Source organism: Streptomyces sp. NPDC007189, from assembly GCF_040703635.1.
Taxonomy (GTDB): domain Bacteria; phylum Actinomycetota; class Actinomycetes; order Streptomycetales; family Streptomycetaceae; genus Streptomyces.
Map to the genome: position 1 here is coordinate 479,997 of NZ_JBEYEY010000001.1, position 13,702 is coordinate 493,698.

The following is a 13,702-nucleotide window of genomic DNA, read 5'->3' on the forward strand; positions in this document are numbered from 1 at the left end:
GGCGTGTCACGCTCGGGGACCGTCGCCGCCTGCCCAGGACCGGCGCGTCGCATGCGCAATCGATGACCAAAAGTGCGCGGCATCACATCAGCGCATCCCCCGATCATCGACGGACCGGGCATTTGATTTCCACTCTCGCGGAATATTTACGGAATGCGATGACCCCCCTTCCGGGTTACCCGCATTCCCCCGAATGCCCCAAAGCCCTCCTCCGTCGATCATCGTTAAGCGACCGTGATGCGATTGGACTGGCACCCGAGCGAGGATCACCGGACGACCACGCCGCACTGGGGCGGCGAAGCGGATCCCACGTCCTGCTCGGACCTGCTCGATGATTTCCTGAAGAGAATCAATACGATGGAAAAGGAATATCGGCGGACCATGACAGATCTGTACACGGCATCCTGAGTCAGGGGCGGAAGGATTTACCGATGGACAGAATTCAGCAGGACGCCGGTCTCTACGATCACACCTGGAACACCGTCCCGGAACCGGGCATCGCGCAGAACGACTGGGACCCGGTCGAGGAACTGGCGCAGATGCTGGCCGCGCCGACCACCGTGAACCCCGTCACCACCCCGCTGGACATTCCCTCCCCGCGCAGGAGCAGCCGCCGCCGGCTGCGCCAGGAATCCCATCTGCTCGACGGCGGCCGGCGTTTCACCCACATCACGCTGCTGATCGCGACGGTCACGCTGTGCGCGGTGGGGATGCTGGCCTGGTCCGTCTGCTACTCCTACGGGCAGCTGCGCGGAATCGCCTCGTCGGTGCTGCCCACGCGCCTGGCGCAGTGCTGGCCGCTGACGGTGTACGGGCCGTGGTTCGTGGCGGCGCTCTCGGTCGTGCGGGCCACCGCCCAGCGCCGGAGCGCGCGGCGGTCCTGGTGCATCGTGCTGGCCGCCTCCGCGATGGCCGTGGCGTTGTGCGTCAGCCACTCGTCCCATGCGCTGCTCTCGTTAGTGATCTTCGGTATCCCGCCGGTCACCGCGCTGGTGTGCTTCTGGGAACTCGTCGGCCAGATCTCGACCAAGAGCCGGCCACGACACGCCACCCGCCCCGATCCAACGCTGCCCCCCAAGAAAGAAAACCTCTGACCGGGGCCGCGCGCCGCCCGGAGCCAGGTCCTGGCGTCGAACTCCCGCCGTCCGCCCGGAGGGCGGGCCTCGCGCCCGCTGCGGAGCAGCTGGATGCATGCCATAGGTGCGTGCTCTGGGGGTCCCTCCGGCCGAAGGCTGGGGAGTGCCGGGCCCTGGCCCTCGTACGGGATGCACTTCGGCCCGGGCCCCGATCCAACGCTGCCGCCCAAGAAAGAAAACCTCTGACCGTGGCCGCGCGCCGCCCGGACTAGGTCCGCGGGACGGTGTGTGACGTCTCGGTCATCAGATCCCGTACGCACTTCCGCAGCCAGGCGTGGGCGGGGTCGGCGTCGTGCCGGGGGTGCCAGGCGAAGCCCACCTCGGCCAGGGGCAGCCGGAGCGGGATGTCGAAGACGACCAGGCCGAGGGTGTCGGCCATCGAGCGGCCGTAGGAGGTGATCAGGCCGATCAGGTCGGTCTCGCGCAGCACGAACAGCGAGGCCGGGAAGCTGCCGACGGTGCCCACCACCCGGCGGGCGAGGCCGAGTTCGGCCAGGGCGTCGTCGATCGGCCCGCGCTGCCTGCCGCGCCGGGACACCACGAGGTGCCCCGCCGCACCGGCGAACCGCTCGGGTGTCACCTCCCCCTCCAGCAGCGGGTGTCCGGGCCGTACGACGCCCAGCATGCGCTCCTGGTACACCGTCTCCACGTGCACTTCGGGCGAGGTCGTGTCGATCACCCCCACCTCCAGATCGGCGGTGCCCTGGCGCAGGTACGGCGCGTCCACGTGGCTCTCGGTCAGAAAGCGCAGCCGGATGCCGGGCGCCTCGCGGGCGGCGCGGGCGAAGAGGGCGGCGCCGTGGGTGGCGGCCATCGCGTCGTGACCGAGGATCGTGAAGGTGCGGGTCACCGTGCGCAGATCGGCGTCCCGGCCCGGCGCGAACAGGGCCCGGGCCCGCTCCACCACCGCGCTCACCTCGGCCCGCACGGCCAGCGCGTGCGGAGTGGGCACCATCCGCCGGCCGGCCCGCACCAGGATCGGATCGCCGAGCGCCCTGCGGATCCGTCCGAGGGTCCGGCTCATCGCGGGCTCGGACAGATGCAGCCGCTGGGCGGCGCCCTGCACGCTCTGCTCCTCCAGCAGCACGTCCAGCGCGACCAGCAGATTCAGATCCAGCCCCGTGGATTGCGTCATGCGCAGGTATCCCTTGCGAAGGTTGCACTGGAAAGCAGGTCGGTGGCGAGCCTACGGTGAGAGCGCGCCCGAGCGCATCCGCCTGAAGGCGCACCTTCCCACCCACCACCCAGCTCCCGGAGGAGCCGTGCCCACGCACGCCCTGAAACGCCCCACCCTGCTCGCGCTGTGCGCCTGCGTCCTGGTCGCGCAGAGCATGGTCGCCGCCATCAACCTCCTGATCCCACAACTGAGTTCGTCCACACTGCACCCCTCGCACACCGAGATCCTGTGGACCGTGGACGCCTACGTCATCGTCTTCGCGGGCCTGCTCATCCCGGCCGGCGCGCTCGGCGACCGGTACGGCCGCAAGGGCGCCCTGCTCGCCGGGCTCGCCCTGTTCGCGGCGGGCGCCGCCACCAGCGCGCTCGCCTCCGCCCCACCCGTGCTGATAGCCGGCCGGGGCCTGTCCGGCGCCGGAGCCGCCCTGATCACCCCGGCCACCCTCTCCCTCCTCATGCGGCTGTCCGCGCCCGAGCACCGGGCCCGCGCGATGGGCGCCTGGACGCTGTCGATCGGTCTGGGCGGCGCGGCGGGCAACCTGGGCGGCGGCCTGGCCGGGCAGTTCCTCAGCTGGCGCGCCCTGTTCGCGGTGATGATCCCGCTGGCCGCCGTCCTCGCCGTGGCCGTCGCCCTGACCGTCCCCCGCACCGAACGCTCCACCGGCAACCCCGACCCCCTCGGCACGCTGCTGCTCACCGCGGGCCTGGTCGCGGTCCTGTTCGGCATCATCGAGGGCCCGACGTACGGCTGGTCCTCCGCGCGCATCCTCGGCGCCTTCGCCGCGGGCGCCCTGCTGACCGCCGGTTTCACCGTGCACGCCCTGCGCGGGCCCTCCCCGCTCTTCGACCCGCGCGTCTTCGGCTCCCCGCGCCTGAGGGCGGCCTCCCTCGGCACGGCCACCTGCTTCTTCGGCCTGTTCTCCCTGTTCTTCGTCAACTCGCAGTATCTGCAGGAGATCAAGGGCTTCGGGGTGGCGGTCACCGGGGTGGCGATCCTGCCGCTGGTGTTCGGGATGGCCGGCGCGCAGAAGCTGGCCACCCGCTGGGCCGGCCGCCCCCGCGCGGTCATCGGCGCCGGTCTCGCCCTGATCGGCCTCGGCCTGCTCGGCGCGTCCAGCGCCGACGCGGGCACGCCCTACCCGGTGTTCGTCTGCTGGCTGCTGGTCATCTCGGCCGGCGCCGGACTGTCCATGCCGGCCCTGACCATCGGCGTGGTCACCTCGCTCCCGCCCCACCAGGCCGGCCTCGGCTCCGGCCTCGGCACGACGGCGCGGGAGACGGGCGCGGCCCTGGGCGTCGCCGTCACGGGAACGGTCGTGTCGGCCCACACCGACCTGCTCCACGGGATGGGCCCGGCGCTGCGGACGGTGGGGGTGGTGGTGCTGGCGGCCACGGCGCTGGTGGTGGCCGGGTACGGAAAGCGCCCCGAAGGGGCGCGGGGCACTGCACGGGTGACCCGCCAGAGGGCCGCACACGGCAACGCCCGGCACCCCCAACGGCGGGATGCCGAGCGTTTGCCCGACCTGCGGAACTCTTAGATGAGGCCCAGCGAGCGCACCGCCTCGCGCTCCTCCGCCAGCTCCTTCACCGACGCGTCGATGCGGGCACGGGAGAACTCGTTGATGTCCAGGCCCTGGACGATCTCGTACTTACCGTCCTTGCAGGTGACCGGGAAGGACGAGATCAGGCCCTCCGGAACGCCGTAGGAGCCGTCGGACGGGATGCCCATGGACGTCCAGTCGCCGTCGGCGGTGCCGTTGACCCAGGTGTGCACGTGGTCGATCGCGGCGTTCGCGGCGGAGGCGGCCGACGACGCGCCGCGGGCCTCGATGATCGCCGCACCGCGCTTGGCGACGGTCGGGATGAAGTCCTCGGCGAGCCACTTCTCGTCGTTCACGACCTCGGCGGCGTTCTTGCCGGCGACCGTGGCGTGGAAGATGTCCGGGTACTGGGTGGCGGAGTGGTTGCCCCAGATGGTCAGCCGCTTGATGTCGGCGACCGACGTACCCGTCTTCTTCGCGAGCTGCGTCAGCGCCCGGTTGTGGTCCAGGCGGGTCATCGCGGTGAAGCGCTCGGCCGGTACGTCCGGCGCGGCGGCCTGCGCGATGAGCGCGTTGGTGTTGGCCGGGTTGCCGACGACGAGGACCTTGATGTCGTCCGCGGCGTGGTCGTTGATGGCCTTGCCCTGCGGCTTGAAGATGCCGCCGTTGGCCTCGAGCAGGTCACCGCGCTCCATGCCCTTGGTGCGGGGGCGGGCGCCGACCAGGAGGGCCACGTTGGCGCCGTCGAAGGCGACGTTCGGGTCGTCGGTGATCTCGATGCCCTGGAGCAGCGGGAACGCGCAGTCGTCGAGCTCCATGGCCGTGCCCTCGGCGGCCTTCAGGGCCGGGGTGATCTCCAGCAGGCGCAGCTTGACCGGCACGTCCGCGCCGAGCAGCTGGCCGGAGGCGATGCGGAAGAGCAGGGCGTAACCGATCTGGCCGGCCGCGCCGGTGACGGTGACGTTCACGGGAGTGCGGGTCATGGCGTTCTCCGTATGACAGCTGGCGGTGGGGCGTCCCTGCCCCGGGCGGATGATCGATCTCTTGGCGTCAAGAGATCGATCCAGCGGTCAGGCTATCGCGCATCCGGTATGCGAGACGTCCGGGGCCGTGTGGATCACCCCACAAGTCGGACACGTGTCGAACCAACAGGCGGCCGCCCGTCCGGGAGAGGGGGAGAGGACGGAGGCGGCCGCCAGGTGGGGGGTACCGGAGGACCGGACTCCCGTGGGGGGTTATCGGCCGCGTGCCCAGAATCCGGCCCGCCATGCGCGTCCCGCGGGAAATTCCCCCGCACGATCTCCCGGCGCCTGCCGACTCCGCTCCCCACCTCGCCGGCGCTACTTCGTGCAGCCCGTCCGGCCGGACGCCAGCGTGGCGCAGGCCTTCGCCTCCGCCGCGTTCCGCACGGCGACCATCGGGGTGTACGCGATGGTGTCGCCGACACCGGAGGTCTCGCCGGTCTGCCGTGCCTTCCCGGCCAGGACCTGCACCTGGTCGCCCGCGGCGGCTCCGGTGATCCGGCCCCAGGCGGTGCCGCAGGTCTTGCTGTAGCGGACCTCCAGGGTGGTGGTGCCGAGGACGGCGGTCTTGGCGGTGGTCACCAGTTCGCCGCTGCACCCCATGGCCTCGGCGTCCTTGCCGTCGCAGGCGGAACCGGCGCACTTGACGCCGGGCGGCGGGCTCGTGTGCGTGGAGGCGGTCGGGGACGGCGACTTGGCGGCGGTCCCGTGCTTCGTGCCGCCCCGGTCGGTGAGGAAGAAGACGGCGCCGATGACGACGGCGACACCGACCAGCCCCGCGAGGAACATGATCACCCGCTGCCGTACGGCGTTCCCCGGGACCGGGGCGCCTCCTGCGGCGCGGGGCGCCTCGGGGCCGCCGTCGTACGGCGTCGAGACGGTCGGGGTCCGGCCCGGTTCGCCGGCCGAGGCACCGGGCCGCGCACCGTTCACGTCGCCTGCGCCGCCCCCAGCCACGTCGGCACCCGGCCGCCCACCCGTCTTGGACGGCCCCTGATACCCGGCGAGCCCCCAGGAGTTGCCCCCCGAACCGGAGCCCTCTTCCGGCCCACGCCCCGAACCATCAGCCGACCCGCGCCCAGAGCCATCGCCCGCGCCCCGCACCGCACCATCGCCCGCGACCCGCCCGGAGCCACCGGCGGCACCCCGCCCCGAGCCGGAGCCCTTGCCCCGCCCGGAGCCATCAGCCGCCCCACGTCCGCCCCCGCCCAGCCGGTCGCGCCCCCCGGCGTCCCGGGCGTCGGCGTCCGGGGCCGTTGGCTGGGTGGGGATTGTCGGGGAGATGCCGGACGGGCCGGCGATGCCCGGGAACGGGCCGGCGCCGTCGGCCTTGCGGCTGGAGGGGCCGCCGGTCGCCTCCGCCGCGCCGAACTCCCCGAGCGCGGCACGCGCCTGGGCGATGCGGATCGCCTCCATCGTGCGGTCGTGCCGCATCTCGGCCCGGCTCCAGGCGCGTTCGGCCAGCTCCCACATCGTCGTCAGATGCACCGGATTGGTGCCGGTGACCTCGGCGAGCGCGACGACCGCGCCCTTGGGCGCGAGGAGCCGGCCGCCCAGGTAGCGCTCCCAGGACGTCTTGCTGTAGCCCGTGCGGTCGGCGAGTGCCGCGACGCTCAGCCCGCTGCGGTCCACGAGCCGCCGCACCTGGCTGGTGAACTCCCTGATCTGCGGATCCAGTTCCTCGGGCAGGTCTTTCCAACGAGGCATCGCTTCCCCCCTGCTCTCCCCCCGGCTTTCCCCGTCCTGGCTACCCACAAGGATGCACCGCCTAAGGAACCCAGTTCCCGCGATGGGGGCGCGCGGGTGCACGGACGGAGCGCGCGGAGACCATAGCGGAACGGTCACTTCCGTGCCACAGCGCAAGGACAGGCGTTGAACAGGCAGTTCCTGGGCGGAAGGCTGTCTCCCGGCGGCGGTTCGCCCTTCCTCGGGGGAGAGGGCGAGCCGCCGCGTCAGCTGCCCGGGGTCACCAGTCCCGTCTCGTAGGCCAGCACGACCGCCTGGGCCCGGCTGCCGAGGTCGAGCTTGCTCATCGTGCGGTTGAGGTGGGTCTTGACGGTGGCCTCGCTGATGAAGAGGCGGTCGGCGATCTCCACGTTGGACAGCCCGCGGGCGGTGAGCTTGAGGACCTCCCGCTCGCGGGAGGTGAGCGCGTCGAGACCGGGCGAGGCGACGGCGGCCGGGTCGGGAGCCTGCTGCCGGGCGAAGGCCTCCACCAGGCGCCGGGTGACGCTGGGCGCGAACAGCGCGTCGCCGCCCTCGACGGCGGTGATCGCGGCGAGCAGCCGCTCGGGCCCGGAGTCCTTCAGCAGGAAGCCGGAGGCGCCGGCGCGCAGGGCGCCGTACACGTACGCGTCGAGGTCGAAGGTGGTCAGCACCAGCACCCGGGGCGGGCGGCCGTCGGCCTCGGCGAGGATGCGCTCGGTGGCCTCGATGCCGTTGATCCCGGGCATCCGGATGTCCATGAGGATCACGTCGGGGCGGGTCTCGGCGGCCAGCCGTACGGCCTCGGCGCCGTCCGCGGCCTCGCCGGCCACCTCGAAACCGGGCGCGGCCTCCAGCAGGCCCACGAGTCCGGCGCGGATGAGGAACTGGTCGTCCACGACGAGCACTCTGATCATGCCGTACGGTCGTCCCCTCGCCGTGCGCCGTCCCGTTGCCGGCGCCGTCCCTACCGCTCCGCCTCCGCCGCGCCGGTGCCGCCGCGCTCGGCGGCCGAGGTGGGCAGGGTGAGACGGACCTCGTAGCCGCCCTCGGAGCGCGGGCCGACCGTGATCGTCCCGCCGTAGAGCTTGGCCCGCTCGCGCATGCCGATCAAGCCGTGTCCGCCGCCCGCGGGCACTCTGGCCGGATCCGCCCCCTGCCCGTCGTCGGTGATCCGGACGGTCAGCTCGTGGGCACCGTACCGGAGTTCCACGCGCGCGTGCGCCGGGCCCGCGTGTTTGAGGGCGTTGGTGAGGGCCTCCTGGACGACCCGGTAGGCGCACAGTTCGACGCCGGGCGGCAGCGGGCGCGCGGTGCCCGTCACGGCGAGGTCCACGGGCAGCCCGCCGGCCCGCACCCGGTCGGCGAGTTCGCCGAGCCGGGCCAGCGTGGGCATGGGGGCCCGCTCGGGCGCCTCGGGGTCCTCCTCGCGCAGCACCTGCAGCATGCGGCGCAGCTCCTCCAGGGCCTCGCCGCTGGTGTCCGCGATGGTGCCGAGCGCGCCGCGCGCCCGGTCGGGGCGGGAGTCGAACACGAAGCGGGCGAGCCCGGCCTGCACCGAGATGACGGACATGTGGTGGGCGACCACGTCGTGCAGTTCCCGGGCGATGCGCCCGCGCTCCTCGGCGACCGCGCGCCGGGCCCGCTCGGCCTGCTCGGCGCGCAGCCGCCGGGTGAGTTCGGCGGAGCGGCGGGCCAGATGCCCGAACCAGACCAGCACCGAGCAGTACAGCAGCGCCTGCCCGAGCACGGACGCCATGGACGGGGTGTCGCTGACCACCCCGGCGTACACCCATACCCCGGCCATGCAGGCCGCGCAGACCAGGGCGGTGCGCACGGGCCGTACGGAGGCCACGGTGTAGAGGGCGAGCATGGAGCCGAAGGTGCACACCACCGGCCAGTAGCCGAGGGTGACGTAGGCGATCAGGGCGGTCTGGACGGCGGCGAAGACGGCGAGGGGCCGGCGGCCGCGCAGCGCGACCGGCAGATGGGAGAGGGCGACCAGGGCGTAGGCGCGGGCGTCGAGTTCCGGCCAGCCCTGCGACCGCGACTCCTGCCCGAGCAGGACCGCGACCACGGTCATGGCGACCGCGATCAGCGTGTCCACCAGGATCGGGCGGGGGGTCGTCGCTCGCACCGCCGCAGGGTAACGCCCGAGGCCGGAGGCGGGAGTCAACCCCGCGCGGTACCGCGGAAGTTGCAGGAACCGGCGGGCTACGCCCCCGGGTGGTACGGCGGTTCAGACCGCCGGTGGAGGCGCGGGCGGGGCGGGCGGCCGTACCGTCGGCGGCAGCGGGGGTACGGGGGTGCACCGGTGGCCCGCGCCCCTGGGGGAGGCGCGGGCCACCGGCGGCGTGCCGTTCTCTTTCCCGGCGCCGCTTGTCGCTGCTTGTCGCGGCCGGGCGTGCGCTATCTGCTGTTGCTGAGCGTGACGTGCAGGAGATCCTTCAGGAACGGGATCTGCAGCCACGGATTCGGCTGGGCCATCATCGCGAGCAGGACGATCGCGAGGCCGAGGATGCCGTAGGTGGCGATGTCCGTGAAGCGGGAGCGGACAGCGAGCATGCCGACGCTCGGCAGTGTCCAGCGCAGCACGGCGCCGGCCAGCAGGGCGGCGCCCGCCAGCAGGATGCCGGCGCGGAACAGGTCGAGGGCGGTCAGCAGCAGGCCGGCCGCCACCCCGATGAGCACCACCAGCAGCGGCCACTGCCGCGCCGGGGCCGGGGCGTCACCGGAGGCGGCCCGGCCGCCGCCCTCCGGCCGCGCCGTGTCCCTGGTGATCCGCGGAAAGCGGCGGCTGGTCCGCTCCGGCCGCTCCCCGGCGCCGTGCGTACCGCGGGTGAACGCCCCCGCGGGGGCTCCCTCAGCCGGCACTGCGCTCCGCCGCCTCGACCACGTTGACCAGCAGCTGTGCCCGGGTCATCGGGCCCACGCCGCCGGGGTTCGGGGAGATCCAGCCGGCCACCTCGGTGACGTCCGGGTGGACGTCACCGACGATCTTGCCCTCGGCGTTGCGGGAGACGCCGACGTCCAGGACGGCGGCGCCCGGCTTGACGTCCTCGGCGCGGATCAGGTGCGGGGAGCCGGCCGCCGCGATGATGATGTCGGCGCGCTTGAGGTGGGCGGACAGGTCGCGGGTGCCGGTGTGGCACTGGGTCACGGTGGCGTTCTCGCTGCGCCGGGTGAGCAGCAGCGGCATCGGACGGCCGATGGTCACGCCGCGGCCGACCACGACGACCTCGGCGCCCTTGATCTCCACGCCGTGGGCGCGCAGCAGGGACAGGATGCCGTTCGGGGTGCAGGGCAGCGGCGCGGGCTCGTTCAGCACGAGCCGGCCGAGGTTCATCGGGTGCAGGCCGTCGGCGTCCTTGGCCGGGTCCATCAGCTCCAGGATGCGGTTCTCGTCGATGCCCTTGGGCAGCGGCAGCTGGACGATGTAGCCGGTGCAGGACGGGTCCTCGTTCAGCTCCCGGACGACCGCCTCGATCTCCTCCTGGGTGGCGGTGGCGGGCAGCTCGCGCTGGATGGAGGCGATGCCGACCTGCGCGCAGTCGCGGTGCTTGCCGGCGACGTACTTCTGGCTGCCGGGGTCGTCCCCGACCAGGATCGTGCCGAGGCCGGGCGTGACGCCCTTCTCCTTCAGCGCCGCCACGCGGGCGGTCAGATCGGACTTGATCGCGGCTGCGGTGGCCTTGCCATCGAGAATCTGGGCGGTCATACCCCCATCCTCGCGGATGACCGCCTCCCGGTTCCAATCCGGGTGGCCGGACGCCCTCTCGTCACCGCCGCCGCGTGATCAAGGATGTTGCACTTGCACAACAGCTCACGCCGCCAACTGGACAAGATTCGGCCTTTACCGTGACGATGAGCGACGCAGTACCGCGGTCTGGTTGGGGGGCAAACCGCTCAGATCCTGATGTTCCTCCGCTCCTTCCGCGTCGTCCCCGCAGAGCAACGGAGGAAATCCGCCATGAGTTTCGGCTCACCCAACCCCTACGGCCAGCCCCAGGATCCCCAGCAGCCCTACGGCTACCCGCAGCAGGGCCAGCCCGGTTACGGCTCCCCGCAGCAGCCCGGCGTGCCGCCGCAGCAGGGCTACGGCTACCCGCAGGCGCCGCAGGCCGGATACCCCGGGTTCCCCCAGCAGGCCGGATACCCCGGTTACCCCGGTTACGGCATGCAGCCGACGTACGCGAACTGGGGGCAGCGCTTCCTCAGCAGGCTGATCGACACCATCCTGTTCGCGGTGCCGTACGGCGTGATCATCCTCGGCGCCAAGGCCACGCCGATCCTGTCGGTCATCGGCTTCCTCGGCCTGATCGGCCTCTTCGTCTACCAGGTGATCCAGGAGGGGAAGACCGGCCAGACCATCGGCAAGAAGGCGATCGGCACCCGCACGCTCAAGGAGGACACCGGTCAGCCGCTCGGCGGCGGCATGGCGTTCGTGCGGCAGCTGGCCCACTTCCTGGACGGCCTGCCCTGCTACCTCGGTTACCTGTGGCCGGCGTGGGACGCCAAGCGGCAGACGTTCGCCGACAAGGTGTGCGGCTCGATCGTCGTCAAGGACCAGTGAGCGCACGCGCGACAGCACAGTTCGCGCCAATTCACCACCGAGGGCCGTGTCTCACCCGTCCAGGGGAGGCACGGCCCCGGTGTGTCCCCCTAACCTGACTGCGGTGGCCGCTTAGGCCCGGGGGGCCGTCAGGCACGGGGAGAGGCACCTTGTACAGCATCATCGTCGTACCTCCGCCGACCACGGAGGACCGACAGGACCGCACCGCGCAGATCCGGCTCGCCCCCGGTGAACGCCTCAGCTTCGGGCGGGCGCCGGAGAACGGTCTGACGATCCCGCACGACGGGGTCTCCCGCCGGGCCGGTGAACTCTGCGCGCAGGGCGCGTTCTGGATACTGAGCAACCTCTCCGCCCGGCAGACGTACGTCGTGGAGAACCCCGAGGGCGCCGGCGAGCACATCAAGGTCGGCCCCGGCCGGCTGGACGCGCCCATCCCGTTCGAGTTCTCCCGGATCGTGCTGCCCGCCGCCGGGGACCTGCTGACCGTCGAGGTGTGGGCGCCGCGCCACGACTATCTGCGCGGGGGCGCCGGACCGGACGGCGACACCACCGCGCCCGCCTTCTCCGTCGACCGCACCAAGCGGTACTTCGCCGTCCTGGCCGCCCTGTGCGAACCCCGGCTGCGCGGCGACCCGCACGCCCCGCTGCCCACCGTCGACCAGGTCGTCGACCGGCTCCGCCCCGCCTGGCCGGCCGCCTCGCGCGCCTCGGTGCAGTGGAACATCGACTACCTCGCCGTGAAGCTGCGGCTCAAGCCCGGCCCGGAGACCGCGGAGACCGGTCCGCGCCTCAACGGCAAGAAGGAGTCCCTGGTGTCCCTGGCGCTCCGCTTCGACCTCGTACGGGAGGACGACCTGCTCGTGCTGTCCGGGTCCGCGTCCGGGTCCGCGAGCCGGGCGGCCCGGTGACCGAGCCGTACGCCGTGCCGGTGCCCCGGGGCTACCGGGTCGGCGTCTGGGAGGTGCGCGAGCCGATCGCGACCGGCGCCTTCGGCAGCGTGTACGCGGGCCGGCGCACCCACGACTCCGGGCAGCTGCCGGAGACCGCGGCGCTGAAGTTCCTGCCCACCGGCACCGGCACTCCGCGCCAGCTGGCCCATCTGCGCGACCTCATCGAGCGCGAGGTCGGCCTGCACCGCAGGCTGAGCCGGCCGCGGCTGATCCGGATGTACGAGTCCCTCGTCGTCGACGACCCGGACCGCCCCGAACTCGACGGCGCCACCGTGCTGGTGCTGGAGCGGGCCGGGAGTTCCCTGGCGGCGCTGCTCGCCGCCGCGCCCCGCCCCGAGGCCGGGCCCGCCCTGCTCGCCCAGATCTGCGAGGGGCTGGCCCAACTGCACCGGGCGGGCTGGGTGCACGGGGACCTGAAACCGGCCAACGTGCTGCTGATGGCGGACGGTTCGGCCCGGCTCGCCGACTTCAACATGGCCGCCGAACTCGAGGGCACCCACGCCTACACCCCCGCCTTCTCCACCCCCGACTACACCCCGCCCGAGCTGCTCTGGTCGGAGATCGGCGAACGCGGCCGCCGCATCCGCCCGTCCGCCGACGTCTGGGCCTTCGGCGTGCTCGCCCATCTCGTCCTCACCGACTCCTTCCCGCTGTCCGGCGCCACCCCGACGGCCCGCCGGGACGCGGCCGCCGCCTACGCGCGCGGCACCGACGAACTACGCCTCTCCCCCGGACTCCCGGACTGCTGGCGGGAGATCGTGCGGGACTGCCTGGCCCGCACGCACGAGGCGCGCGTCGGCACCGAGGAGCTGCTGCGCCGGGTGGAGGCGGCCGCCGGCACGGGCCGCCCGCCGCGCCTGCCCCGGCTGTTTCCGCGGCGCAGACGCCGGCGGACGCTCGTCGCGGGCGCGGCGCTGACGATCGCCGCCGTGACGGCCCTCGGGTACGGCATCGGCGCGTGGCCCGACACCGGCGGCACGGACGACAAGGCCCTGGCCTCGTACGGCGCCTTGGAACTGCGCACCGACAAGGGCGTCCCGGCCGCCTACCGCAAGCTCATCGTCGACGCCGCGCACGGCTGCTCCCAGCCCGAGGTCAGCCCCGCGCTCATCGCCGCGATGCTGAAGGCGGAGAGCAACTTCGACCCGGACCTCTCCGACCCCGAGAACCAGGAGTACGGCATCGCCCGCTGGACCCCGTCCGTGCTGCGCTGGTGGATCCAGGACAACGGCGTACCCGCGTCCGCGACCCCCACGCCACCGCTGTCGCCCTCCGTCTCCATCCCGGCCATGGGCCGCTACCTGTGCTTCATGGACGCCCGGCTGAAGCCCGGCCTGCCCGGCGACAAGCGGATCCTGATCGCCGCCGCCTACCGGACGTCGTACTCGAAAGTGAACGCCACGGGCGGCATTCCCCCGAAGTACCGCGCCTACTGCGCCCGTGTCGCCCACTACCTCAAGGAGTACACGCCGCCGGGAACGAAGTGACCCTGAGACTTCCGAGGTACCGGCGCGAGGGTACGGCTGGGACGGTGGGACCACTCCGCCGGGAACGCCGGTCAAGGCCGGGAAGGCGACGGCGTCGTGGCGGAGCGACCGAC

Annotated in this window: 12 protein-coding genes; 5 read left to right on the plus strand and 7 right to left on the minus strand. The window is 72.8% G+C overall.

Going from position 1 to position 13,702, the window contains the following annotated elements; all coding sequences use genetic code 11:
- Positions 1-431: 431 nt before the first annotated feature.
- Entirely contained in the window at positions 432-1,094 is a 663-nt protein-coding gene (locus tag AB0950_RS02220) for a DUF2637 domain-containing protein (RefSeq protein WP_360149287.1), read from the plus strand.
- A gap of 250 nt (positions 1,095-1,344) precedes the next feature.
- Here AB0950_RS02220 and AB0950_RS02225 read toward each other — a convergent pair whose 3' ends face one another.
- Positions 1,345-2,271, minus strand: coding sequence for a LysR family transcriptional regulator (locus AB0950_RS02225; RefSeq protein ID WP_366777596.1), 927 nt, complete (start codon positions 2,269-2,271; stop codon positions 1,345-1,347).
- A gap of 127 nt (positions 2,272-2,398) precedes the next feature.
- On the opposite strand from AB0950_RS02225, the gene AB0950_RS02230 reads away from it, so the two are divergent.
- Complete coding sequence (locus tag AB0950_RS02230; protein WP_366777598.1) at positions 2,399-3,850, plus strand: MFS transporter; 1,452 nt, start codon at positions 2,399-2,401, stop codon at positions 3,848-3,850.
- Here AB0950_RS02230 and AB0950_RS02235 read toward each other — a convergent pair.
- From AB0950_RS02235 to AB0950_RS02260, 6 genes are all read right to left on the minus strand, one after another.
- Positions 3,847-4,836 carry a malate dehydrogenase gene (locus AB0950_RS02235; RefSeq protein WP_360574598.1) on the minus strand — a complete coding sequence of 330 codons (990 nt, stop codon included), beginning with the start codon at positions 4,834-4,836 and terminating at the stop codon, positions 3,847-3,849. The two genes, AB0950_RS02230 and AB0950_RS02235, sit on opposite strands and share 4 nt — an antisense overlap.
- A 357-nt stretch (positions 4,837-5,193) precedes the next feature.
- Positions 5,194-6,582, minus strand: a complete 1,389-nt coding sequence (locus AB0950_RS02240; RefSeq protein WP_366777599.1) for a DUF2690 domain-containing protein — start codon at positions 6,580-6,582, stop codon at positions 5,194-5,196.
- Between the two features lie 245 nt (positions 6,583-6,827).
- The gene (locus tag AB0950_RS02245; RefSeq protein WP_360574600.1) at positions 6,828-7,496 is read right to left on the minus strand and encodes a response regulator transcription factor; all 669 of its coding nucleotides are present in this window, start codon (positions 7,494-7,496) and stop codon (positions 6,828-6,830) included.
- Between the two features lie 50 nt (positions 7,497-7,546).
- Positions 7,547-8,662: a sensor histidine kinase gene (locus AB0950_RS02250; protein WP_366777670.1), complete on the minus strand. Its 1,116-nt coding sequence runs from the start codon at positions 8,660-8,662 to the stop codon at positions 7,547-7,549.
- Between the two features lie 326 nt (positions 8,663-8,988).
- A complete protein-coding gene (locus tag AB0950_RS02255) occupies positions 8,989-9,453 on the minus strand; it encodes a DUF3017 domain-containing protein (protein WP_360149305.1) in 465 nt (154 codons plus the stop codon).
- Complete coding sequence (locus AB0950_RS02260) at positions 9,443-10,297, minus strand: bifunctional methylenetetrahydrofolate dehydrogenase/methenyltetrahydrofolate cyclohydrolase (RefSeq protein WP_360149308.1); 855 nt, start codon at positions 10,295-10,297, stop codon at positions 9,443-9,445. The genes AB0950_RS02255 and AB0950_RS02260 overlap by 11 nt, the downstream gene beginning before the upstream one ends.
- Positions 10,298-10,549: 252 nt before the next feature.
- Here AB0950_RS02260 and AB0950_RS02265 point away from each other — a divergent pair, with 252 nt between their 5' ends.
- From AB0950_RS02265 to AB0950_RS02275, 3 genes are all read left to right on the plus strand, one after another.
- Complete coding sequence (locus AB0950_RS02265; RefSeq protein ID WP_360149311.1) at positions 10,550-11,152, plus strand: RDD family protein; 603 nt, start codon at positions 10,550-10,552, stop codon at positions 11,150-11,152.
- Between the two features lie 149 nt (positions 11,153-11,301).
- Positions 11,302-12,060 carry an FHA domain-containing protein gene (locus AB0950_RS02270; protein ID WP_366777600.1) on the plus strand — a complete coding sequence of 253 codons (759 nt, stop codon included), beginning with the start codon at positions 11,302-11,304 and terminating at the stop codon, positions 12,058-12,060.
- Positions 12,057-13,589: a protein kinase gene (locus tag AB0950_RS02275; RefSeq protein WP_360149317.1), complete on the plus strand. Its 1,533-nt coding sequence runs from the start codon at positions 12,057-12,059 to the stop codon at positions 13,587-13,589. Before AB0950_RS02270 ends, AB0950_RS02275 begins: the two co-directional genes overlap by 4 nt.
- Positions 13,590-13,702 lie beyond the last annotated feature (113 nt).

What these genes read in the sequence shown, in the direction of transcription:
- AB0950_RS02220 (WP_360149287.1), top strand. Translation starts at nt 432, where the DNA reads ATGGACAGAATTCAGCAGGACGCCGGTCTCTACGATCACACCTGGAAC.
- AB0950_RS02225 (WP_366777596.1), bottom strand. Translation starts at nt 2,271, where the DNA reads ATGACGCAATCCACGGGGCTGGATCTGAATCTGCTGGTCGCGCTGGAC.
- AB0950_RS02235 (WP_360574598.1), bottom strand. Translation starts at nt 4,836, where the DNA reads ATGACCCGCACTCCCGTGAACGTCACCGTCACCGGCGCGGCCGGCCAG.
- AB0950_RS02240 (WP_366777599.1), bottom strand. Translation starts at nt 6,582, where the DNA reads ATGCCTCGTTGGAAAGACCTGCCCGAGGAACTGGATCCGCAGATCAGG.
- AB0950_RS02245 (WP_360574600.1), bottom strand. Translation starts at nt 7,496, where the DNA reads ATGATCAGAGTGCTCGTCGTGGACGACCAGTTCCTCATCCGCGCCGGA.
- AB0950_RS02250 (WP_366777670.1), bottom strand. Translation starts at nt 8,662, where the DNA reads ATGACCGTGGTCGCGGTCCTGCTCGGGCAGGAGTCGCGGTCGCAGGGC.
- AB0950_RS02260 (WP_360149308.1), bottom strand. Translation starts at nt 10,297, where the DNA reads ATGACCGCCCAGATTCTCGATGGCAAGGCCACCGCAGCCGCGATCAAG.
- AB0950_RS02265 (WP_360149311.1), top strand. Translation starts at nt 10,550, where the DNA reads ATGAGTTTCGGCTCACCCAACCCCTACGGCCAGCCCCAGGATCCCCAG.